This is a genomic window from Curtobacterium luteum, assembly GCF_001475545.1.
GTDB lineage: Bacteria > Actinomycetota > Actinomycetes > Actinomycetales > Microbacteriaceae > Curtobacterium > Curtobacterium luteum_A.
Genome location: NZ_LDQC01000022.1, coordinates 1 through 20,933, shown reverse-complemented (window position 1 = coordinate 20,933; position 20,933 = coordinate 1). Strand labels below are relative to the sequence as shown.

The window sequence follows — 20,933 nt, the reverse complement described above, 5'->3', positions numbered from 1 at the left end:
ACTGGACGCATGACCGTCCCGTCCGTGACCGCCGTCCGCCGTACAGCTGCCGCCGACCCGCGCGCTGAACGCTGGACCGCCGACCACGACAGCGATCACGGACACCACGGAGCCGTCGTCGAGTCGAGCGCCCCCGGCGAGCACCTCAGCGAGCTGACGCGTCCGGGTGAGGTCGAACTGCGGGTGACCCACGACGGGGCGGACGACGGACCCGGCGACGACGGAGCACTCCCCGCGCTCGTCGACGCCGTGGTCGCGACGGCCACAACCCGGTACGCCTCCGCGGTCGTGGTCGGCGCGGCCGGACTCGCGGACGGCACCCGACGGCTGCTCGCGGACCGTGGCTTCGTGCCCGATCCCCGCGGCACCGCCGTCCACACCCTCGACCTGACGACCGCCGACGACGGCACCCCGACGCGGATGCTCGACAACCCCGCGCTCGCGTCCCTCAACGGTGCCCACGCCCGCTTCGCCGAACGTCGCGGCGAGATCGTGCGCTACCTGCCGGACGTCTCGGTGTGGACCGGCGTCCCGGTGCACCCGACGGAGCAGGACTGGGCGGACATCGCTGCCCTCCTCGGTCCCGGCGCCGGGTTCCGCGTGGACCCGTCCGCCGTGCTGCCGCGCGGGTGGCACGACCTGGTGGGCGCCGGAGGCGTGCAACTCACGGGCGAGGCCGTCCTCGGCAGACCCGATCCCGAGGCGGTCCTGCTGACTGCCGAGGACGTCCCCGCGATGCTCGACCTGGTGGCGCGCACGAAGCCCGGTCCGTTCCTCCCGCGCACGATCGAGCTCGGCACGTACCTCGGCATCCGCCGGGAGGGCCGACTCGTCGCGATGGCGGGGGAGCGCCTGCACCCGCCGGGCTGGACCGAGATCAGCGCGGTGTGCACGGAGCCGGAGTACCGCGGTCAGGGGCTCGGACGGCGCCTCGTGCTCGCGGTCGCGCACGGCATCCGGCAACGCGGTGAGACGCCGATGCTGCACGCCGCGGCGACCAACACGGGTGCGATCGCCCTGTACGAGCACCTCGGGTTCCGCCTGCGGGACCGCGGAGCGATCCGCTTCGCGCAGGTGCCGCAGCGGCTGGCGGTCTGACAGACCGCGGAACGGACGGGAGGCCCGTGGCGGCGCCGCCACGGGCCTCCCGTCCGTCCGACGGACACCCCGGGAGATCCTCGATTCTCTATGATCGGGGCATGACGAGCACCATGGCCGGCTTCGGCGACGAGCGGATCACGCAGCTCGGACTGCGCGACCGGGTGTACGACCGCGTGCTCGAGTTCCTGATGGGCCACGACGTCGAGCCGGGTATGCGCCTGTCGATCGACGGGCTCGCCCGGACCCTCGGCGTCTCGCCCACCCCGGTGCGCGAGGCGCTCGTCCAGCTCGAGCGGACCGGGCTGGTCACCCGAGAGGCGAACAAGGGGTACCGCGTGGCCCCGCCCCTCGCAGGCGACCAGCTCGAGGCCCTGTTCGACGCTCGGCTCATCGTCGAGAGCGGCGCTGTCGAACTCGCCGCTCGGGGTGACGTCGAGGCGCTCCGGAGCCGGCTCGACGCGGCGCTCGCAGTCCAGTCCGAGGTGGCCGCCGAAGTCGCCGCGATCGAGGTCGGGGCGGTGCCCGACGATCTCATGGCCCGCTTCTTCCGCAGTGACTGGGACTTCCACCAGGTGCTCTTCGACGCCACGCACAACCCGTTCCTCGAGGAGATGTCCGAGATCATCACCACGCGGGTGCACCGGATGCGGCAGATCGTCGGGGGCGGGGACGACGACACCTCGCGTGCCGTGGCGGAGCACCGGTCGATCCTGGAGGCGCTCGCGATCAGCCCGTCGGCCGCGGTGTCGGCGATGCGCGTGCACATCGACGCCGTCCGGGTCCGTTCGCGCGCCGACGCGTCGCACGGGGCCTGATCGCCGAGCACCGGGCGGTACGGATCCCGATCCCGCGGGTCGGGTTGCGCTCTGCATGTTTGCGAGTATCTTTCCTATAGGAAAGAGGTTCAAGGCTGAACCGCACGACTGCGAAGGAGCATGCACGTGGCATCACCACAGGACTGGGTCACCCAGGATTGGGACCCGACGACCTGGACCGACGAGACGTGGCCGATCGCCGCCTGCCTGCACGGCTTCGCCCAGGTCACCCGTGACGGGACCGCGTTCCACGACGCGCCCGCCGAGGTGTGGGACGACGTGTTCGCACAGATCGCGGCCGCGGGCTTCTCGCTGGCCGAGCTCGCCGACAGCCACATCCGCCCCGCCGACCTCGAGCGGTCCCGTCGCGACGAGCTGTTCGCGATCGCCTCGGCGCACGGGGTCGGCATCCCGTCGGTGCACCTGCAGCGGAAGAGCGTCATCCAGCCCGGCCACGAGGAGGAGAACCTCGCGTACGCGCACCGGACCATCGACGCCGCCGCCGAGTGGGGCATGCAGGTCTTCTCCACGGGCCTGCACCAGCCGTTCAACGACGCCCAGAAGCGGGCGCTGTGGTTCTGGACCGCCCAGGGCCCGAAGGACCCCGACGACCCCGAGGTGTGGGACGCCGCGGTGAAGCGACTCCGGGAGCTCGGCGAGCACGCCGCGAGCGTCGGACTGCCGATGGCGCTCGAGCTCTACGAGGACACCTACCTCGGCACCGCCGACAGCGCGGTCCGCCTGGTCGAGGAGATCGGCCTGGACACGGTCGGCCTGAACGCGGACGTCGCGAACCTCATCCGCCTGCACCGGCCGGTCGAGGACTGGAAGGAGCTGTTCGCGAAGACGATGCCGTACACGAACTACCTCCACGTGAAGAACTACACGCGGGACGAGGCCGGCGACGGCAGCTGGGCGACGAGTGCGCCGAGCACCATGGAGACCGGGCTCATCAACTACCGGCAGGTGCTCCGGGACGCCGTCGCCGACGGGTTCCGCGGCATCGTCATGACCGAGCAGTACGGCGGGGACAGCCTCGGCGTCTGCGCGACCAACCAGCAGTACATCCGATCCGTCCTCGCCACCTCGGTGGTCGGGGCGACGAAGCAAGGAGCAACTCGATGAGCACCCTCGACATCGCCGTCGTCGGGTCCGGCTACATGGGCGGCGGGATCGCCCAGGTCCTCGCCCTCGCCGGCCACACCGTCCGGATCGCGGACGTCTCGGCCGAGATCGCCGCGTCCAACCGTGCCCGGCTCATCGCCGAGACCGGGCAGTTCGTCGCGGACGGACTCTTCCCCGCGGACGCGGTGGCGCGCGTCGACGCCCACCTCAGCGCCGCGGAATCCATCGAGGACGCGGTCGCCACGGCCGACTTCATCGAGGAGGCCGTGCCCGAGAAGCTCGAGATCAAGCACGCCACCCTCCGCCGGATCAGCGAGGCCGCCCGGCCGGACGCCGTCATCGGCTCGAACACCTCGACCATCCTCATCGCCTCGCTGGCCGAGGCCGTCACCGGACCCGAGCGGTTCCTCGGCGTGCACTTCTCGAACCCGGCGCCGTTCATCCCGGGCGTCGAGCTCATCCCGCACCCGACCACGAACGAGCGCGCGATCGCGGTCGGCGAGACCGTCGTCGCGGCCACGGGCAAGCAGTCCGCACGGGTGAAGGACTCGACGGGGTTCGTGCTCAACCGGCTGCAGTACGCCCTGTTCGAGGAGGCGACGAAGATCGCGGACGAGGGCATCGCGAGCCCGGACGACATCGACACCATCGTCCGCACCACCTTCGGGTTCCGCCTGCCGTTCTTCGGTCCGTTCGCGATCGCCGACATGGCCGGTCTCGACGTGTACGCGTTCTGCTTCGAGTCGCTCCAGACCCGCTGGCCCGAGCGCTTCGCCACGCCGCCGTCGCTCCAGCAGCACGTCGACGCCGGCGAGCTCGGCACGAAGTCCGGCGCCGGGTACCTCGACGTGCCCGCCGACCGCACGCCCGAGCTCGTCGCCTACCGCAACAAGGCGTACGTCGCGATGCAGAAGCTCCTCGACGAGCTCGGCCCGGCGCCGATCCACTGAGGGGACCGAGCATGAGCACCGGACAGCAGACCGTCGTCCTCACCGGCGCAGCATCCCCACGGGGGATCGGTCGCGCCACCGCCCACCACCTCGCCGAGCAGGGCTGGAACGTCGGCATCATCGACCTCGACCAGGCCGCGAGCGACCAGGTCGCCGCCGAGATCCGCGACCAGCACGGCGTCCAGGCAGCGGGGGCAGGAGCGAACGTCGCCGACGAGGCCGCCGTCCGCGCGGCGTTCGACACGATCGAGGCCGCGCTGCCACCGATCGCGGCGCTCGTGAACCTCGCGGGCGTCTCGTCCGCGCACGAGTACCTCGATCTGCCCGAGGGGGAGTGGCACCGCGTCCTGAGCATCAACCTCGACGGCGTGCACTTCGCGAGCCTCCGGGCCGCGCAGTCCATGGTCGAGCACGGGTACGGTCGCATCGTCAACCTGTCGTCGGTCTCCGCCCAGCGTGGCGGTGGGACGTTCAGCAAGACGCCGTACTCGGTCGCGAAGGCCGGGGTCATCGGGCTGACCCGCGGGATGGCCCGCGAGCTCGGCCAGCGGGGCATCACCGTCAACGCGATCGCGCCCGGTCCGATCGACACCGACATCATGGGCGGCACGCTCTCCGAGGAACGCAAGACCGCGATGGCGGCCGACGGTGTGCTGCCGCGCATCGGCACCCCCCGCGACATCGCGGCGGCGATCGCCTACCTCATCAGCGAGGACGCCGGGTTCGTCACCGGGCAGACCCTCAACGTCGACGGCGGCCTCTACATGCACTGAGCGCGAACAGCGCACGCGCGCACCAGCGCAAGAGCACGTGAGCCAGCGCGAACGCGCACCGGGCCTGTACCGGCCCCGCGACCACAGCGAGCCGACGTGCTCGTCGTGTGCCGCGCCTCCAGGCCGTCACCGGCCCACGACCCACCCGATCGCGAAGGAGCGACCGTGTCCGCAACCAGCCCCGCCCTGGGGTCCACCCACGATCCCGCCCTGCGGTCGGCGATCGGCAAGGCGACGAAGCACCTCATGCCGATGCTCGTCATCCTGTACTTCGTCGCCTTCCTCGACCGCACGAACGTCGGGTTCGCCGAAGAGGCCCTGAGCGTCGACCGGAACATCTCCGACGCCGCCTTCGCCCTCGGCGCCGGCATCTTCTTCATCGGCTACGCGATCTTCGAGATCCCGTCGAACCTGCTGCTCAAACGGTTCGGCGCCCGCTTCTGGCTCGCCCGCATCGCCGTCACGTGGGGCATCGTCGCCGCGCTGTTCTCGTTCACGACGAACGACACGATGTTCATCATCCTGCGCTTCCTGCTCGGTGTGACCGAGGCCGGGCTCTTCCCGGGCGTGATCATGTACCTGTCTGAGTGGTTCCCGAACAAGGTCCGCGTGCGGATGTTCGCGATCTTCTACCTCGCCCAGCCGTTCTCGCAGATGATCGGCGCACCGCTCTCCGGCGGACTCATCAGCGTCGGCGACCAGGTGACCCCGTTCCACGGCTGGCAGGTCATGTTCTTCGGCGAGGGCATCCTCGCGGTGCTCGCGGGCGTCGCCGCCCTGTTCTTCCTGACGAACAGCCCGCAGCAGGCGAAGTGGCTCGACGACGGACAGAAGGCGTCCCTCACGGCGGCGATGGCGCGCGAGGACCACGCCCGGAACGAGGACGGCCCGAAGGGCATCTGGAAGGCCATGGCCAGCGGCCGCGTCTGGTACTTCACGATCATCTACTTCTGCCTGCAGGTCGCCGTGTACGGCACGACGTTCTACCTCCCGCAGCAGGTGTCGTCGCTCCTCGGGCAGGACGTCGGCTGGCAGGTCGGCCTCGTCGCCGCGATCCCGTGGCTCGTCGGCCTCGTCGCCTGCTACCTCGTCGGTTCGAAGGCGGACACCGTCGGGCGCCGTCGCCGCTGGGGCACCATGTTCTACATCACGACCGGCCTGTCGATCCTCGGGTCGGCGTGGGCGGGCGCGAACGGGCAGCCGATCCTCGGCATCCTGTTCATCACCCTCGCCGTCGCGAGCTTCCTCGCGGTCGGCCCGATCACCTGGGCCTACCCGACGGCGTTCCTCACCGGTGCCGCAGCCGCCGCGGGCATCGGCCTCATCAACTCGCTCGGCAACCTCGGCGGTTTCGTGGCCCCGATCATGCGGACCGCGATCAACGAGGTGGTCCCGACCGACAGCGGCGCGTTCGGCATCGTCTCACTCGGTGTCCTGGCGTTCGTGGCGGCCGTGATGATCTTCTGCACGAAGTTCTTCCGAGGTGCGAAGGCGGATGATCTGCTGGACACATCACACGTGGCGACGAGTGCGTCGAAGGAGACGACACGATGACCAGGCTCTTCAACGACCCCGCGGACTTCGCGGACGAGGCGGCGGACGGGTTCGTCCTCGCCAACCAGCGGTGGGTCCGCCGGGTGCACGGCGGCGTCGCCCGCGCCACGACCAGCCCGGACGGCACGGTCGCGGTCGTGATCGGCGGTGGCTCCGGCCACTACCCGGCGTTCGGCGGGCTCGTCGGGCACGGTCTCGCGGCCGGCGCGGCGATGGGCAACCTGTTCGCCAGCCCGTCCGCGCAGCAGGTCGCCGGGGTCGCCCGCGCGGCCGAGCACGGCGGTGGGGTGCTCTTCTCGTACGGCAACTACGCGGGCGACTGCCTCAACTTCGACGCCGCCGCACGAACGCTCGAGAGCGAGGGCATCCCGGTCCGGACCGTCCGGGTCACCGACGACGTCGTGTCCGCGCCCGCCGACCGCGCGGCCGAGCGTCGCGGGATCGCGGGGGACCTCTGCGTGTTCAAGGTCGCCGGGGCCGCGGCCGAGGAAGGTCGCACCCTCGACGACGTCACCGCGGTGGCGTCGCGGGCGAACGACCGGACGCGCTCGTTCGGCGTCGCGTTCTCCGGCTGCTCCCTCCCCGGTGCCGCCGAGCCGCTGTTCGAGGTGCCCGAGCGCCGGATGGCCATCGGCATGGGCATCCACGGCGAACGCGGCATCGACGAGACCGAGGTGCCCACGGCCGAGGGGCTCGCGTCCCTCCTCGTGTCGCGACTGCTCGACGAGCTCCCGACGGGCGTCACGGTGTCCGGCGCGCGGGTCGTGCCGATCCTCAACGGCCTCGGCAGCGTCAAGTACGAGGAACTCTTCGTCGTCTACCGCTCGGTCGCCCGCCTGCTCGAGGACGCCGGCGTCGTCATCGTCGAACCCGAGGTCGGGGAACTCGTCACGAGCTTCGACATGGCCGGTGTCTCCCTCACGTTGTTCTGGCTCGACGACGAACTCGAGCGGCTCTGGGCCGCGCCGGCCGACACCCCGGCGTTCCGGAAGGGCGGTGCGGTCAGCGCCGAGCGCCTGCCGGAGTCCGAGCTCGAGGCGTCCGACGGCATCGAGGTCGGCACCGGTTCCACGGAGTCGCAGGAGGTCGCGACCCGGGTGGCCGCAGCGCTCGCCGCGGCTCGTCGGGTCATCGACGAGCACGTCGACGAGCTGGGCGAGATGGACGCGGTGGCGGGCGACGGCGACCACGGCATCGGCATGCAGCGCGGCGTCCACGCTGCGGACGCGGCTGCCTCCGCTGCGGCGGGTCGCGAGGTCGGGGCGGGTGGACTCCTCGCGATCGCTGCGGACGCCTGGTCTGACAAGGCCGGCGGCACCTCCGGCGCGATCTGGGGAGCCGCCCTGGAGGCACTGGGTCGCGTCATCGGGGACGAGTCGCGTCCGTCGTCGGCGCGGCTCGCGGAGGCGGTGCACGCCGCGACGACGGCGGTAACGGCGTTCGGTGCCGTACCCGGGGACAAGACGATGGTCGACGCGCTCGTGCCGTTCGACGAGGCCTTCGGGTCCGCGGTCGAGGGCGGTGCGTCGACCCTCGATGCCTGGCGGACGGCCGCGGGTGCGGCCCGCGAGGCCGCGGACGCCACGGCGGACCTCGTGCCCCGCAAGGGACGCGCCAAGACCCACGCCGGCCAGGCGGTGGGGACGAGGGACCCCGGAGCGGTGTCCTTCGCGTTGATCGTCGAGACGGTGACCTCGGTCATCGAGGAAGGAGCAGCACGATGACGCTGCGACTGGTGGTCGGATCGGACGATGCCGGCTTCGAGTACAAGGAGGCGATCAAGGCCGACCTGCTCGCGGACGAGCGGGTCTCCGACGTCGCCGACGTCGGGGTGGACGCGGACGGGCACACTGCGTACCCGCACATCGCCGTCGACGCCGCTCGCATGGTGGCGAACGGCGAGGCCGACCGGGCGATCCTGGTCTGCGGCACCGGGCTCGGGGTCGCGATCAGCGCCAACAAGGTCCCCGGCATCCGAGCCGTGACCGCACACGACAGTTACAGCGTCGAGCGGTCGGTGCTCTCGAACGACGCGCAGGTGCTCTGCATGGGGCAGCGCGTGATCGGGCTGGAGCTCGCACGACGGCTCGCGAAGGAGTGGCTCGGGTACGAGTTCGACACCTCGTCCGCCAGTGCGGAGAAGGTCGCGGCGATCTGCGGGTACGACGGTTCGGCGGCCGAGGGACTCGACGCGGACGGGACCGACCGCGCATGACGCTCGTCGGGGTGTCGCTCAAGATGTACTTCTCCCACGCACGGACCCTCGCGTGGGTCCGGCGGGTGGTGGACATCGCCGAGCGGCACCCCGCCGTGCGGTCCGGGGCCGCGGAGCTGTTCGTGGTCCCGACGTTCCCGGCGCTCGTCCCCGTGCGGTCGCTGCTGGACGGGTCGTCGGTCTTGCTGGGTGCGCAGGACCTGTCGTGGGCGGACGCGGGGGCGTTCACCGGTGAGGTCTCCGGAGCGGAACTGCGTGAGATCGGGGTCGACCTCGTCGAGATCGGGCACGCGGAGCGGCGCTCCCTGTTCCACGAGACCGACGACGAGGTCGCGGGGAAGGTGCACGCGGCGTTCCGCAACCACCTGCGGCCGCTGGTGTGCGTCGGGGAGCCGACCCGGTCCTCCGGTGCGGACGCCGTGGCCGAGGTGACCGCGCAACTGGACCGGTCCCTGTGCACCGCGACCGCGGACGGGCTCGCCGGGCCGCTGATCGTGGCGTACGAGCCGGTGTGGGCGATCGGTGCACCGGCGCCCGCGCCGGACGAGCACATCGTGGAGGTGCTCGCCGGGGTCGAGGCGCACCTGGCGACGCGTCCGGAACTCGCAGGCAGCGCGGTGATCTACGGCGGCAGTGCCGGACCGGGCTTGCTGACCCGCGGGCAGGGCCGCATCGGCGGACTGTTCCTCGGACGGTTCGCGCACGACCCGGCCGCGATCGAGACCATCCTCGACGAGGTCCTGTCGCTGCCCGGTCAGCGCAGCGAGTAACCGCCGTCCATCAGCAGCTCGGTCCCGTGGCAGTACGAGGCGGCGTCGCTCAGCAGGAAGTGGATCGCCGCCGCGACCTCCGCCGGCTGCGCGAAGCGTCCCGGGACGATGTCCCGCATCCACTCGTCGAACTGGTGGTGCTTCTTCGCGAGGAGCGGGGTGTCCACGTAGCCCGGTGACACGCAGTTGACGCGGATGCCCTCCGGTCCCCACTCGACGGCGAGGGTCTTCGTGAGCGCGGTGACGCCCGCCTTCGAGACGTTGTACGCGACCTGCTTCTGCGGGTGGTTCACGACGTGGTTGCCGGACATCGACGCGATGCTGACGATCGCCGCCTCGCCGCGCTCCGCCATCACCCGGTGGAGGGCCTGGGAGGTGAGGAAGACTCCGACGAGGTTCACGTCGAGGACCCCGCGGAACTGCTCCGCGGACATCTCCGCCGCGGCGACGTCGTCCTCGACGATGCCCGCCGCGTTCACCAGGTCGAGGCGGCCGGGGTGCTCGGCGGCGACCCGGTCCGCGAACGCCCGCACGGACTCCGGGTCCGTGATGTCGACCGTCCCCGTCGTCACGCCCTCGGGGACGTCGCCCGGTTCGCGGAGGTCGACGGCGACCACGTGCGCGCCTGCCGCGTGGAGGCGGCGGACGACCTCCTTGCCGATGCCCCCGGCCGCTCCGGTCACCACCACCGTCCGGTCCGTCAGGTCGCGTGCCACGGTCGTCGTCTGGTCGATCGTCATCGATCGCCCCTCTCTGCCCGGCGCACCGGGCGTCGTTCGGTCGGTGTCCGGGACGGTACCCGCTGCCGCCTGGCGTCCGGTGTCCGCGGCCAGCGGCATCGGCGCCGACCACTCGCTGCTGCGCCTACCCGTCGTCCCGAGCGCCAGCGAGCCCGTGGTCGTGCGCGTAGACGACGAGCTGCACCCGGTCGCGGAGCTGGAGCTTGCCGAGGATGCTCGAGATCTGGGTCTTCACGGTGGACTCGGTGACGAACTCCTTGGCGGCGATCTCCGCGTTCGACAGCCCACGCGATGCCCAGCCGAACACGATGCGCTCGCGGTCGGAGAGCGTCTGGAACTCGTGCGGCTGCGGCTTCGGCGCGCGCTCGACGTCGGCACCGAAGAGCTGCGCGAGGTCATTCGGGGCGATGACCGAGCTGCCCTCGTGCACGGCGCGGATGGCTGCGAACAGGAACGGCGGGGTCGTGTCCTTGAGGAGGAACCCGCTGGCGCCGAGCCGGATCGCCGTCGCGGCTGCCGGGTCGAGCCCGAACGTGGTGAGGACGATCACGCGCGGGATCGGCCCCGCGACCGCGCCGGAGAACAGGTGTCGCACGGTCTCCACACCGTCCATGCCCGCCATCCGCATGTCGAGCAGCATGACGTCGGGGCGGACGGCGGGGATCGCGGCGAGGGCCTCCGCGCCGTCGGACGCCTCGCCCACCACGACCATGTCGTCCTGTGCGTCGAGCACGACCCGGAGTCCCGCACGGAAGAGCGCCTGGTCGTCGGTGAGCAGGACGCGGATCGGGGCGCTGACGCGTGCGCCGGTGTCGGCCGCGCCGCTGGCCGGGTCGGCGGCTGCGTGGTCGTTCGTCTCGGTCATCGGTGGTTCCCCCCTGGGATGTCGATCGGGATGCGGGCGCGGGCGACGAACACGTCGTCGAGGACCGCGGCGTCGAAGGAGCCGTCGAGTGCGGCGAGCCGGGATCGCATGCCGTCGACCCCGCGGCCGGAGCCTCCGGTGGCGCCACCGCCGACGACGTTCTCGACCTCGAGCACGAGGTCTGCGGAACGCCAGGTCTCCCGGACGGTGACGGGCATGCCCGGAGCGCCGTGCCGGAGTGCGTTCGTGAGCATCTCCTGCAGCACCCGTCGGGCCGCGGTGCCCGCGTCCGGACCGAAGGCGCGCGGGAGGCCGCGGACGGTGTGGTCCACGGTGACGCCGGCGTCGCGGATGCCCTGCACGATCTCGTCGAGCGTCGCCGGACCGGCGTCACCCGTGCCGTCGATCTGCCCGAGGACCTGCCGGACCTCCATGAGCGAACTGCGCGCGGTGCTGGCGATCGTGGCGCTGACCTCGCGGACCCGTGCCTCGTCCGCGAGGAACGGCACCGAGTCGGCCTGGGCGATGATCACGGCGAGGGAGTGGCCGACGACGTCGTGCACGTCCCGAGCGATCGCCGCGCGGATCCGCTCGGACTCCGCGACGTCGATGGCGCGCGTGGCGGTGGCCTCGGCCTCGGTGGCGACGGCCTCTGCCCGGGACCGGGCGGCCTCGGCGTGGGCACGTCGCTCGGACTCGCGGTCGCGGGAACGGAACGCGCGGACGGCCAGCCCGCCGGCCCACACCGCGAGGAGCGCTGCCGCGGGTGCTGCCATCGCCAGGAAGGCCTGGTCGCGCGGCCCGTTCACCAACACAGCGAACCGGAACCCGGTGACGGTGAGGTAGAGCGTCGCGCCGACGCCCGCGAAGAACGCGAGCAGTCCGGAGAGCACCACCTCGGCTCGGGTCCCCACGATCGCCGTCGTGCCGATGACGACGAAGATCGCGAGGTCGACGAGGGACGGACGCTCGCCGCCCGCCACCTGCACGAAGCCGAGCGCGACGATGAGGACCATCGCGACGGAGGGCGAGATGCGGCGCACGGCGATCGCACCGGCGGCTGCGACGACCGCGAGGACACTGGCGTGTTCGAGTTCGAGGTCGACCGGAGCGAGGAACGCGAGCGCCGCGACGACCGCCCAGACCACGTCGACAACGATCGATCGCGTGGGGAGCGGCCGGATGAACGTGCGCCCTTCCGTCACGGGTCCGATCATCGCACGGAGGGGTCCGTCGCATTGCCGCGGGTCGGGGTGGACCCGCGGCCGGAGGAGCGGTCGGCCCGGTGGCTCACGCCACGGGTGACATCGCGATGAGCGCCCAGGCGGTGACGACGACGATCCCGGCGCAGACCGACAGTGTGGCGATGACGTGCTTGATCGAGGAGTCCATGTTCCTCAGCCTCGACGAACCGGGGCGGGACGGCATCGGGCGGACGGCTGAAGCGCATCGGCCTGCGGGACGAACGACTCAGCGGGCGAGAGCGTCCAGGTCCGCGACCACGTCGTCCAGCGGTCGGGTCGCGTCGAGCTCGTGCGTGCACCCGGCGCGGAGCAGCGGCAGCACCTCGGCGTGGTCGGCCGCGATCATCGCCCGCTCCACCGCGGTCTTCCCGTAGGGGTTCGTCGTCCGCCGTGCGACCCGCTCGAGCAGGACGTCGAGGGGTGCGCTGAGGAGCACGATCGCGTCGAAGCGGTCGTACCAGCGGCCCTGGTTGCGGACGCAGCCCTGCACGAAGAGCGACCGGCCGTCCGCTTCGTCGAGCAGCGCGGTCATCCGCTCCTCGACCCAGAGCCACTCGCCGCGGTGTGCGTCGTCGGTCGGGTGCGGGTGAGGGCGGTACTCGCGCCAGCCCGGGTCGTCGGTGTCCACGACCCGGTGCCCGAACGTCGCCAGCCGCTCCAGCGCCGAGGACTTGCCCGTCCCCGACATCCCGGTGATCAGCACCTTCGCCACGGCAGCCATGGTACCGAGGGCCACGGGACGGGCGGGAGGCACGGGTCGGGTCCGCCACGTGCCTCCGGTCCGCCGCGACGCGGCTTCAGACGACGACGGTCCCGAGCATCCGGTGCGCGATCGAGACGGACTCCCCGCTCAACGCCGACAGGGGCGACGACAGGAACGCCACGAGGTCCGCGATCTGCTGCGGGCTCGACTCGCCGCCGGCGCCGTGCGGCACCTCCGACGAGGGCTCGTCGGTCACGGTCCCGGGGTTGACCACGTTCACACCGACGCCGGTCCCCGCGAACTCGTCGGCGAGGTTCTTCGCGACCACGTTGGTGGCGGTGTTGCGGAGCGAGGCGGTGATGTTGCCGGAGATGTACGCGTTCTGACCGCTGACCACGACGACGCGGCCGAACCCTGCCTCCCGTTGGTGGGGGAGGACAGCGTTCGCGACCCGGAGGAAACCGAGTGCCTTGCCGTCGATCGCCTCGGCGATCTGCTCAGGGTCGGACTTCCGTGACGGGTCGAGGGTCTGCGCGCTCGGAGCCGCGGTCACCACCAGCACGTCGATCCGTCCGTGCCGCCCGAGCACCGACGCGACAGCGGCGTCCACCGACGCCTGCGACGCGGTGTCCATCGACACGCTGTCCTCGTCGTCCCCGGCGCTCCTGGAGGCCACCACGACGGTCGCCCCCTCTGCCCGGAGCCGGTCGACCACGGCGCGGCCGATGTAGCCCTTCCCCCCGACGACGAGTGCGACACGATCCGACAGCTGCAGGTCCATGCCGGCCACGCTACGCGCGGGTCGCCGCGCCGGCGCCCCGCGTGATCCGGCCACGTCCGCCGCGCGATCGGGCCACTCCCGGACGACCGCCCAGAGCGGCACGCCGACCATCGGCCAGACCGAGCGGTCCGCGGACGAGGCGGATCGCGGACCACCGATCAGGAGGCGACATGACCGACGACCAGCAGCCCCCGGGCAGCGACCAGGAGCTCAGCCCCACGGCCGACCACGGAGAGCGGTCGTACCGCGGGTCCGGCAAGCTCACGGGGAAGCGGGCGGTCATCACGGGCGGGGACAGCGGCATCGGCAAGGCCGTCGCGATCGCGTTCGCCCGCGAGGGTGCCGACGTGCTCATCAGCTACCTCCCCGACGAGGAGGACGACGCCCAGGACACGAAGCACTGGATCGAGGAGGCGGGGCGGAGGGCCGTCCTGCTGCCCGGCGACGTCAGCGACCCGGCGTACTGCCGTTCGGTCATCGACACCGCGGTCGACCAGCTGGGCGGACTCGACGTGCTCGTGAACAACGCGGCGTACCAGATGACGCACGAGACCATCGAGGAGATCAGCGACGAGGAGTGGGACCACACGCTCGCGACCAACCTCAGCGCCTACTTCCACCTCGTCAAGGCCGCGCTCCCACACCTCGGCCCGGGGTCGGCGATCATCGGGTCGAGCTCGGTGAACTCCGACAACCCGAAGCCCGACCTCGCGCCGTACGACGTGACGAAGGCGGGCGTCGCGAACCTCTCCGCAGCGCTGGCGCAGTTGCTCGGTCCGCGTGGCATCCGCGTCAACAGTGTCGCGCCCGGGCCGATCTGGACGCCACTCATCCCGTCGACGATGCCTCCGGAGGAGGTCGAGCAGTTCGGGAAGCAGACCCCGCTCGGCCGTCCCGGGCAGCCCGCCGAGCTCGCCCCGGTCTACGTGCTGCTCGCGAGCGACGACGGCAGCTACGTGTCCGGCGCCCGCGTCGCCGTCACCGGCGGCACCCCGATCCTCTGAACCGAACCGACGAACGAAGACAGGAGCACGATTTGTACTTCCACAAGCAGGAACTCCAGTTCAAGTCCACACCCGACAAGCCCGACGCCGTGTACGCGCGCAAGCTGCAGGAGGTGCTCGGCGGCCAGTACGGGGAGATCACCGTCGCCCTGCAGTACCAGTTCCAGGCGTGGAACATGCACATGCCCGGCAAGTACCGCGACCTGGTGTTCGGCATCGGCGCTGAGGAGATGGGCCACGTCGAGATGCTCGCCACGATGATCGCGCAGCTGCTCGAGAAGAGCCCGCTCGGCATCACCGAGGACGCCGTGCAGGACGACCCGACCGTCGCGGCGATCGTCGGCGGGACGGACGTCCAGCAGGGCATCGTCGCCGGTGCCGGTGCCCGCCCTGTCGACAGCAACGGGAACCCCTGGCAGGGCTCGTACATCACCGCGAGCGGCAACCTGCTCGCCGACTTCACGGCGAACGCGAACGCCGAGATGCAGGGGCGGGTGCAGGTCGCCCGGCTGTACCACATGACCGACGACCACGGCATCCGGGATCTGCTGAGCTTCCTGCTCGCGCGGGACACGATGCACCAGAACATGTGGTCGACGGCCGCCGCGGAGCTCCGCGAGAAGGGCATCGAGGACTTCCCGGTGCCGAGCAACTTCCCGCAGGCGAAGGAGAACCAGGAGGTCAACTACCAGTACCTCAACTTCTCCGACGGCACGGAGGCGGCGAACGGCCCGTGGGCGAGCGGCCCCTCGTTCGACGGCAAGGGCGAGTACACGTACCACGACGGGCCGACGACCACGTCCCCGATGCCCCCGCCCACGCACCCGGACGTCCGCTTCTACGGCACGACCGAGCTCCCGAACGTCGTCGAGAAGACAGCCGGCACGGTGCAGGACAAGCTCAACAAGGAGTAGTCCACGGCACGGAACGGACGAACGGACGGGAGGCACGGTGCCAGCTGGCACCGTGCCTCCCGTCCGTCGTGCGGTCACCGCGCGATCGTCGCGAGCGTCCCGGTCTCGTCCGCCGGCTCCGGCGGCGGCGCGAAGACCCCGTCGTAGAGCCGGACGACGCTCCAGCCGGCCGTGAGCACCGCCGTCCCGAGGACCGCGGCGACCCACGGGAGGAACCCGGAGAACGCAGTCGGCGCGACCACCCACGCGAGGAACGCGCCGACCGTGCTGCCGGTCGCCCCGAGCACCAGGGCGACCCGCCGGTCCAGACTCGTCGCGGTGAGCGCTGCGGTCACGGCCCCGATCGCGAGCAGTGCGTTCAGGAGTGCTGCCATCGCGCCTCCCGGTTACTCGGCGGTCCCGCCACCGACGGCGAGCTGCTGCGTGCCGCTGCCCACGGCGACCTCGATCTTGCGCGGCTTCGCCGACTCCTTGACCGGGATCGTGATGCTCAGCACGCCGTTGTCGTACGTCGCGGTGATGCGTCCGGCATCGAGGTGGTCGCCGAGGGTCAGCTGGCGGACGAAGGTGCCGGGCTGCCGCTCGCGCGTGATCCACTGCGAGCCCTCGGGGGCGCCGAGGGTCCGCTCGGCGCGGATCGTGAGGACCGAGCCGTCCACGTCGACGTCGACGCTGCCCGGGTCGATGCCCGGCAGGTCGACGTCGAGGACGTAGTGGTCCCCGGTGCGGTACAGGTCCATCGGCATCGAACGCGGTCCGCCGGCGCTCCCGAGCAGGGAGCCGGCGAGGCGGTCGAGCTCGCGGAACGGGTCGAAGTTCATCGTCATCGTCGTCAACTCCTTCAGGTGATCTCCGTTGAGTCCCCTCGACTCAACTGCCATCCGTTTTAGCACTCGAACCCAGAGAGTGCCAACAGTGCGCTCGGAGATCCCTGGGGGCACCGTCCAGTTGGTTCAGTGCGCGAATCGTCCAGAACACAAACTGTTCGTTGCACAAACCGTTCACGTCGTGAAACAGTTCGGGTGTCCGCACCGGACACCTCGGTCACAGCAGGAAGGCGGGATCAGACATGCGCAGCACGTACACGGGGATGCCGCGACTCGCAGCCAGCGGCCGGAGCCACCCTCGCGTGGGCCTCACGGACCCGGCAGTGATCGACGCCTTCGTCCAGCGGCGGATCGAGGACCCGTCGCTGCTCTCGAAGCAGACCGAACCGTCCTACGCCGACTTCTTCTCGGCACCCCTCGTCTGACCAGGAGCGAATGACCGCATGCCGTTGACCGTCGTCCGCCGCGAGCACGCCCACCTCTACGCCCGCCAGCCCCGCTCGGCCGCTGCGAAGACCGCTGTCGACGCGCTGCTGCGCCTGCAGCACGCCGAGGAGCAGCAGATCGAGGCGGCACGGGTCGAGACCGGTCTGACGAAGAACGAGTCACTCGCGCTCCGGTACCTCCTGCAGGCGCACCGCGACCAGCGTCCGATGGGACCGAAGGACCTCGCGGTGATGCTGTCGGTGTCCAACGCCTCCGTCACCAAGCTCGTCGACGGGCTCGTCGCGTCGGGCGACCTGGTACGAGCCGCGCACCCGACGGACCGCCGGCAGCAGGTCCTCGAGCCGACCGACCAGGCGGCTGCGAAGATCGGGGCGTCCTACGCTTCGTTCCACGAAGCCGTGGTGCGCGTGCTGGACGGCCTGTCCGACGACGAGAACGAGGTGCTCACCACCACCCTCTCGGCGATCGTGGACGCGCTCGCGAACGGATCGCCCGCGCCGGTCGACGAGTACACGGTCCCTGCCGACGCGGACTGAACAGCCGGACGCGAGGAGCTGCGTGTGATCCCGGGCCGACCCGCGTCCACGACTGGTCGCGCAGAAAACCTTCCAGCGGTAAGTTGGCGGCGTGACCTCCCCGGCCGACGACGACACGGTCCCGCAGCGACGCGGGTACCGCAAGGGCGCTGAGCGGCGGGCGCAGATCCTCGACGAGATGATCCGCATGGTCGCGGCGCAGGGGGTCGACGCGTCGTCGCTCCGGTCGGTCGCCGACGCCCTCGGGATCACCCACGCGGCGCTCCGGCACTACTTCCCGAGCCGCGACGAACTGCTGCTCGCGGTCTACCACGAGCACGAGGTCCGGTCGCAGGCCGATCCTGAACGCGTCAAGTCGGCGGTCGGCGACATGCGGGACAGCGCCGTGCGGAACCGAGCGGTCCCCGGGCTCGTGCAGCTCTACACGACCCTGTCGGCCGACGCGGTCCAGGAGGGGCACCCGGCGACGCGGGACTTCATGCGCGAGCGGTTCGCGTCCCTGCGCGCCGAGCTCGCGGAGTGGATCCGGGCGGACCAGGCGGCCGGGCGCATCCGCGACGACCTCGACCCGGTGGACCTCGCGAGCCTCGGGATCGCGGCGTCGGACGGCCTCCAGGTGCAGTGGTTGCTCGACCCGGACGCCGTCGACGGTGAGCGAGTGCTCCGGATGCTCGAGGGACTCCTGCCGCCCGCGGGCTGACGAGCGGCCGGATCAGCGGTGTGCGACGACCGTCGTCGTCATCGTGACCAGCCGCGCCCCGGGGACGTCCTCGACGGCGATCGTGACCGCCGGGTCGACGAGGTCGGCGAGGGACCGGGGGTGCGTGCCGCCGCAGGGGATCGCCGCGGTCCCCTCGGGCAACGCGCACGTCCACTGCCGCCGCGCGGAGAGGCCGGGCCCCTCGGCCTCGACGTGGATCGGGCCCCCGCTGGCGGTCCAGGCGCGGAGCTGCTCCGTCACGCGGGCGGCGACCGCGTCGGCGTCGTCGAACGCGGCCGGGTCGAAGCCCTTCTTCCGGAGGGACTTCCCGATCCGGTACTCGTCCTCGGAGCGGTACTCGTGGATCGAGGACCGGACGATCGCGAGCGAGTCGAACGCCGGGTGGCCGAGCGCATCCGTCGACCCCGGCTTCGACCAGTGCTCGGCGAGGACGGCGTCGAGCGCCAGGGCGGCGAGGTGGCAGGTGCTGTGCGCGACGCTGAGGGCGACGCGGAAGTCCGGGTCGACGGTGACCGTGACGGGTCCGCCGATCTGCGGCGGGGGCCCGACGACGACGTGCGCGACGCCGAAGACCCACCCCTCGGTGCCGGTCCGCACGGGCAGGGCGTCGCCGATGTGCACGCTCCCGTCGTGGAAGCCGGCGACGCGCACCTCGACCGTCTCGTACGTGGCGTCGGGCGTCCGGAGGGTCACCCGGTCGGCGGGCTGGTCCGGCCAGGCGGTGTCGACCGGGTGCGCGGCCGTGCGGTCGAGGAACACGGCCCACCGGTCCGCGCCCGCGGGTTCGACGTGCACCACGGTCCCCTCGCTCGTCAGGGCGCCCGCGGGGTAGGTGACCTCCGTGTCGGTCGTCGGTACTGCCATGGTCGCGTCCTCCTGCTCGACCGCCGGCCGGCGGCGTCCCTCCATCTTGGCTGCGGACGCCGGCGACCCGGCGGAGGCGAGCCGTGCCTCCCGGCTGGTCACGCCGGACGGCGGACACGACGGAGGGGCCGGTCCCTGACGGAACCGGCCCCTCCTCGCGTGTGCGACTAGGCGTTCACGCCCTCGGCGAGGACCGCGGCCGCGGGGTCGAAGTCCTCGGGCAGCGGCTCCGGCTTCGCGATGCGCGAGGCGATCTCGACAGCCTGGCCGGACTCGGCTGCGTCGCGGATGCCGAGCATGACGTCGAGCGCGTGCGACGCGACGGCACCGGAGGCGCGCTCCGGGCGGCCCTCGGCGATCGCGCGGGCCATCTCGACGACGCCCGTGCCCCGGCCCCAGGTCGAGCCCTTGTGCTCGAGGGTCGTCGGCTCGTCCTTGCCGAGCGTCCACAGCGTGCTGTCGCCGTCGAAGACGTTCGGGTCCGGGAGCACGATCGTGCCCTCGGAGCCGTTGATCTCGACGAAGCCGTTGCGGGGCAGGGCGTGCTGGAACGACAGCGTCGTCTGCGCGGACTGGCCGTCGGCGAACGAGATGAGCGCGGCATGGTGCGTGGGCACCTCGACCGGGAACTCGGTGCCGGCACGGGGGCCCGATCCGATCACGCGGGTCTCGCGCGACTTCGACGACACGGCCTGCACGCGCGAGGCGGAACCGAACGCGTGGAGCAGGGTCGTGACGTAGTACGGGCCGATGTCGAACAGCGGGCCGGCGCCCTGCGCGTACAGGAACTCGGGGTCCGGGTGCCACTGGTCCGGGCCGGGCACGTGGAACATCGTCGTCGCGGTGAGCGGCGTGCCGATGTCCCCGCGGGCGATGGCGCGGATCGCGGTCTGGATGCCCGCGCCGAGCACGGTGTCCGGTGCGGTGGCGTAGCGGACGCCCGCGGCCTCGGCGGAGGCGAGCAGGTCCTGCGCGTCCTCGGCCGTGGTCGCGACCGGCTTCTCGCTCCAGGTGTGCTTGCCGGCGGCGATGATCTGCTGGCCGACCCTGGCGTGCTCGGCCGGGATCGTGATGTTCACCACGATCGAGATGTCGTCACGGGCGAGCAGCTCCTCGACCGTGCCGTACGACGGGACGCCGTACTTCTCGGCCTGGGACTTCGCGCGCTCCTGGATGAGGTCGGCGACGAACAGGACCTCGACGTCGGCGAACTGCGTGAGGTTGGTCAGGTACTGGTCGGAGATGTTGCCGGCACCGATGATGCCGACACCGACGCGGCTCACGCGGCGCTCCCGGCGGTGTCGTTCTCGCGCAGCCACTGCAGCGACTCGGTGATGCCCTCGAAGACGTCGCCGGCGTAGGCGTCGAACTCGACGACGCGGATGGCCTGCGGCGCGGCGGCGAGGATGCCCGCGACGTCGACGTCACCCTGGCCGGCCGGCTTCTGGTTCTCGAACGCGCGCTGGAGCGCCTCGGGGACGATCAGGGCGCTCTCGGCGGAGGGGAGGGCGGTGAGGATGTCACCGTCGACCTTGCCGTCCTTCACGTGGATCGCGACGACGCGGTCACCGAGGGAGCGGAGCACCGCGGGGGCGTCCGCACCACCGACGGTCGCCCAGAACGTGTCGACCTCGAGGACGGTCTCCGGCGCGAGCTGCTCGACGAACAGGTCGTACACGGTGCGGCCGTCGACCTTGTTCGTGAACTCCCACTGGTGGTTGTGGTAGCCGAACTGCAGGCCGTGGCCGGCCGCCTCGGCGGTGAGCTCGTTGACGCGGTCCGCGATCTTCTTCACGTCGTCGGCGGTCTGCCAGCGGTCGGTCGGGATGAACGGGTCGATGACGGTCCGGATGCCGAGGCGCTTCGCCGCGTCCCAGATCGGAGCGGTGTCCTCGGCGTCGATCACGGCGACGTGACCGGACGGTGCCGTGAGGCCGTTGGCCTGCAGTGCCCGCTCGAGGTCGTCGACGCGCTCGACGAACGC

24 protein-coding genes are annotated in these 20,933 nt (G+C 71.6%); 14 read left to right on the top strand and 10 right to left on the bottom strand.

Annotated elements, in window-relative coordinates; genetic code table 11:
* The first annotated feature begins 9 nt into the window (after positions 1–9).
* The 9 genes from NS184_RS17280 to NS184_RS03550 all read left to right on the top strand — a co-directional run bounded on the left by NS184_RS17280 (position 10) and on the right by NS184_RS03550 (position 9,303).
* Positions 10–1,098 carry a GNAT family N-acetyltransferase gene (locus NS184_RS17280; protein ID WP_083513423.1) on the top strand — a complete coding sequence of 363 codons (1,089 nt, stop codon included), beginning with the start codon at positions 10–12 and terminating at the stop codon, positions 1,096–1,098.
* Between the two features lie 101 nt (positions 1,099–1,199).
* On the top strand, positions 1,200–1,916 hold the full coding sequence (locus NS184_RS03585) for a GntR family transcriptional regulator (RefSeq protein ID WP_058724770.1): 717 nt from the start codon (positions 1,200–1,202) through the stop codon (positions 1,914–1,916).
* A gap of 126 nt (positions 1,917–2,042) precedes the next feature.
* The gene (locus NS184_RS03580) at positions 2,043–3,041 is read left to right on the top strand and encodes a sugar phosphate isomerase/epimerase family protein (RefSeq protein WP_083513434.1); all 999 of its coding nucleotides are present in this window, start codon (positions 2,043–2,045) and stop codon (positions 3,039–3,041) included.
* Positions 3,038–3,991, top strand: coding sequence for a 3-hydroxyacyl-CoA dehydrogenase family protein (locus tag NS184_RS03575; protein ID WP_058724768.1), 954 nt, complete (start codon positions 3,038–3,040; stop codon positions 3,989–3,991). Before NS184_RS03580 ends, NS184_RS03575 begins: the two co-directional genes overlap by 4 nt.
* An 11-nt stretch (positions 3,992–4,002) precedes the next feature.
* Positions 4,003–4,764, top strand: a complete 762-nt coding sequence (locus tag NS184_RS03570) for an SDR family NAD(P)-dependent oxidoreductase (protein ID WP_058724767.1) — start codon at positions 4,003–4,005, stop codon at positions 4,762–4,764.
* A 165-nt stretch (positions 4,765–4,929) separates the two neighbouring features.
* On the top strand, positions 4,930–6,318 hold the full coding sequence (locus NS184_RS03565; RefSeq protein WP_058724766.1) for an MFS transporter: 1,389 nt from the start codon (positions 4,930–4,932) through the stop codon (positions 6,316–6,318).
* Positions 6,315–8,042: a dihydroxyacetone kinase family protein gene (locus NS184_RS03560; protein WP_058724765.1), complete on the top strand. Its 1,728-nt coding sequence runs from the start codon at positions 6,315–6,317 to the stop codon at positions 8,040–8,042. Before NS184_RS03565 ends, NS184_RS03560 begins: the two co-directional genes overlap by 4 nt.
* On the top strand, positions 8,039–8,533 hold the full coding sequence (locus tag NS184_RS03555) for a ribose-5-phosphate isomerase (protein WP_058724764.1): 495 nt from the start codon (positions 8,039–8,041) through the stop codon (positions 8,531–8,533). Before NS184_RS03560 ends, NS184_RS03555 begins: the two co-directional genes overlap by 4 nt.
* On the top strand, positions 8,530–9,303 hold the full coding sequence (locus NS184_RS03550) for a triose-phosphate isomerase family protein (protein ID WP_058724763.1): 774 nt from the start codon (positions 8,530–8,532) through the stop codon (positions 9,301–9,303). The genes NS184_RS03555 and NS184_RS03550 overlap by 4 nt, the downstream gene beginning before the upstream one ends.
* On the opposite strand, the gene NS184_RS03545 is transcribed toward NS184_RS03550, so the two are convergent.
* The 5 genes from NS184_RS03545 to NS184_RS03525 form a co-directional block, all read right to left on the bottom strand.
* Positions 9,288–10,043: an SDR family NAD(P)-dependent oxidoreductase gene (locus NS184_RS03545; RefSeq protein ID WP_058724762.1), complete on the bottom strand. Its 756-nt coding sequence runs from the start codon at positions 10,041–10,043 to the stop codon at positions 9,288–9,290. The genes NS184_RS03550 and NS184_RS03545 overlap by 16 nt on opposite strands.
* 124 nt (positions 10,044–10,167) lie before the next feature.
* Complete coding sequence (locus tag NS184_RS03540) at positions 10,168–10,908, bottom strand: response regulator (protein WP_083513422.1); 741 nt, start codon at positions 10,906–10,908, stop codon at positions 10,168–10,170.
* Positions 10,905–12,113, bottom strand: coding sequence for a sensor histidine kinase (locus NS184_RS03535; RefSeq protein ID WP_152998039.1), 1,209 nt, complete (start codon positions 12,111–12,113; stop codon positions 10,905–10,907). Before NS184_RS03535 ends, NS184_RS03540 begins: the two co-directional genes overlap by 4 nt.
* Before the next feature lie 265 nt (positions 12,114–12,378).
* Positions 12,379–12,873, bottom strand: a complete 495-nt coding sequence (locus NS184_RS03530) for an AAA family ATPase (RefSeq protein ID WP_058724822.1) — start codon at positions 12,871–12,873, stop codon at positions 12,379–12,381.
* 76 nt (positions 12,874–12,949) lie between these two features.
* A complete protein-coding gene (locus NS184_RS03525) occupies positions 12,950–13,636 on the bottom strand; it encodes an SDR family NAD(P)-dependent oxidoreductase (protein WP_058724821.1) in 687 nt (228 codons plus the stop codon).
* A 170-nt stretch (positions 13,637–13,806) separates the two neighbouring features.
* On the opposite strand from NS184_RS03525, the gene NS184_RS03520 reads away from it, so the two are divergent.
* Entirely contained in the window at positions 13,807–14,640 is an 834-nt protein-coding gene (locus NS184_RS03520; RefSeq protein WP_058724760.1) for an SDR family oxidoreductase, read from the top strand.
* Positions 14,641–14,672: 32 nt separating this feature from the next.
* Positions 14,673–15,554 (top strand): manganese catalase family protein, encoded by an 882-nt coding sequence (locus NS184_RS03515; protein ID WP_058724759.1) that lies wholly within the window; start codon positions 14,673–14,675, stop codon positions 15,552–15,554.
* A gap of 74 nt (positions 15,555–15,628) precedes the next feature.
* Here the strand turns inward: NS184_RS03515 and NS184_RS03510 are convergent, their stop codons facing one another.
* Together NS184_RS03510 and NS184_RS03505 are read right to left on the bottom strand one after the other, a co-directional pair.
* The gene (locus tag NS184_RS03510) at positions 15,629–15,928 is read right to left on the bottom strand and encodes a hypothetical protein (RefSeq protein ID WP_058724758.1); all 300 of its coding nucleotides are present in this window, start codon (positions 15,926–15,928) and stop codon (positions 15,629–15,631) included.
* 12 nt (positions 15,929–15,940) lie between these two features.
* Positions 15,941–16,381, bottom strand: coding sequence for an Hsp20/alpha crystallin family protein (locus NS184_RS03505; protein WP_058724757.1), 441 nt, complete (start codon positions 16,379–16,381; stop codon positions 15,941–15,943).
* Between the two features lie 242 nt (positions 16,382–16,623).
* Here NS184_RS03505 and NS184_RS17695 point away from each other — a divergent pair, with 242 nt between their 5' ends.
* The 3 genes from NS184_RS17695 (at position 16,624) to NS184_RS03495 (ending at position 18,064) form a co-directional block, all read left to right on the top strand.
* Positions 16,624–16,806, top strand: coding sequence for a hypothetical protein (locus tag NS184_RS17695; protein ID WP_152998038.1), 183 nt, complete (start codon positions 16,624–16,626; stop codon positions 16,804–16,806).
* Positions 16,807–16,824: 18 nt separating this feature from the next.
* Positions 16,825–17,364, top strand: coding sequence for a MarR family winged helix-turn-helix transcriptional regulator (locus NS184_RS03500; RefSeq protein WP_058724756.1), 540 nt, complete (start codon positions 16,825–16,827; stop codon positions 17,362–17,364).
* Between the two features lie 91 nt (positions 17,365–17,455).
* The gene (locus tag NS184_RS03495; protein ID WP_058724755.1) at positions 17,456–18,064 is read left to right on the top strand and encodes a TetR/AcrR family transcriptional regulator; all 609 of its coding nucleotides are present in this window, start codon (positions 17,456–17,458) and stop codon (positions 18,062–18,064) included.
* A gap of 12 nt (positions 18,065–18,076) precedes the next feature.
* Here the strand turns inward: NS184_RS03495 and NS184_RS03490 are convergent, their stop codons facing one another.
* From NS184_RS03490 to NS184_RS03480, 3 genes are all read right to left on the bottom strand, one after another.
* Positions 18,077–18,949, bottom strand: a complete 873-nt coding sequence (locus NS184_RS03490; protein ID WP_058724820.1) for a hypothetical protein — start codon at positions 18,947–18,949, stop codon at positions 18,077–18,079.
* A gap of 167 nt (positions 18,950–19,116) precedes the next feature.
* Positions 19,117–20,232, bottom strand: a complete 1,116-nt coding sequence (locus NS184_RS03485; RefSeq protein ID WP_058724754.1) for a Gfo/Idh/MocA family protein — start codon at positions 20,230–20,232, stop codon at positions 19,117–19,119.
* The coding region (locus NS184_RS03480; RefSeq protein ID WP_058724753.1) for a sugar phosphate isomerase/epimerase family protein at positions 20,229–20,933 on the bottom strand (705 nt) is incomplete at its 5' end. The genes NS184_RS03485 and NS184_RS03480, both read right to left, overlap by 4 nt.

Excerpts from the sequence above, each read along its gene's own strand:
- NS184_RS17280 (WP_083513423.1), top strand. The coding sequence starts at position 10 with ATGACCGTCCCGTCCGTGACCGCCGTCCGCCGTACAGCTGCCGCCGAC.
- NS184_RS03585 (WP_058724770.1), top strand. The coding sequence starts at position 1,200 with ATGACGAGCACCATGGCCGGCTTCGGCGACGAGCGGATCACGCAGCTC.
- NS184_RS03575 (WP_058724768.1), top strand. The coding sequence starts at position 3,038 with ATGAGCACCCTCGACATCGCCGTCGTCGGGTCCGGCTACATGGGCGGC.
- NS184_RS03570 (WP_058724767.1), top strand. The coding sequence starts at position 4,003 with ATGAGCACCGGACAGCAGACCGTCGTCCTCACCGGCGCAGCATCCCCA.
- NS184_RS03560 (WP_058724765.1), top strand. The coding sequence starts at position 6,315 with ATGACCAGGCTCTTCAACGACCCCGCGGACTTCGCGGACGAGGCGGCG.
- NS184_RS03555 (WP_058724764.1), top strand. The coding sequence starts at position 8,039 with ATGACGCTGCGACTGGTGGTCGGATCGGACGATGCCGGCTTCGAGTAC.
- NS184_RS03550 (WP_058724763.1), top strand. The coding sequence starts at position 8,530 with ATGACGCTCGTCGGGGTGTCGCTCAAGATGTACTTCTCCCACGCACGG.
- NS184_RS03545 (WP_058724762.1), bottom strand. The coding sequence starts at position 10,043 with ATGACGATCGACCAGACGACGACCGTGGCACGCGACCTGACGGACCGG.
- NS184_RS03540 (WP_083513422.1), bottom strand. The coding sequence starts at position 10,908 with ATGACCGAGACGAACGACCACGCAGCCGCCGACCCGGCCAGCGGCGCG.
- NS184_RS03530 (WP_058724822.1), bottom strand. The coding sequence starts at position 12,873 with ATGGCTGCCGTGGCGAAGGTGCTGATCACCGGGATGTCGGGGACGGGC.
- NS184_RS03525 (WP_058724821.1), bottom strand. The coding sequence starts at position 13,636 with ATGGACCTGCAGCTGTCGGATCGTGTCGCACTCGTCGTCGGGGGGAAG.
- NS184_RS03520 (WP_058724760.1), top strand. The coding sequence starts at position 13,807 with ATGACCGACGACCAGCAGCCCCCGGGCAGCGACCAGGAGCTCAGCCCC.
- NS184_RS03510 (WP_058724758.1), bottom strand. The coding sequence starts at position 15,928 with ATGGCAGCACTCCTGAACGCACTGCTCGCGATCGGGGCCGTGACCGCA.
- NS184_RS03505 (WP_058724757.1), bottom strand. The coding sequence starts at position 16,381 with ATGACGATGAACTTCGACCCGTTCCGCGAGCTCGACCGCCTCGCCGGC.
- NS184_RS17695 (WP_152998038.1), top strand. The coding sequence starts at position 16,624 with ATGCGCAGCACGTACACGGGGATGCCGCGACTCGCAGCCAGCGGCCGG.
- NS184_RS03500 (WP_058724756.1), top strand. The coding sequence starts at position 16,825 with ATGCCGTTGACCGTCGTCCGCCGCGAGCACGCCCACCTCTACGCCCGC.
- NS184_RS03490 (WP_058724820.1), bottom strand. The coding sequence starts at position 18,949 with ATGGCAGTACCGACGACCGACACGGAGGTCACCTACCCCGCGGGCGCC.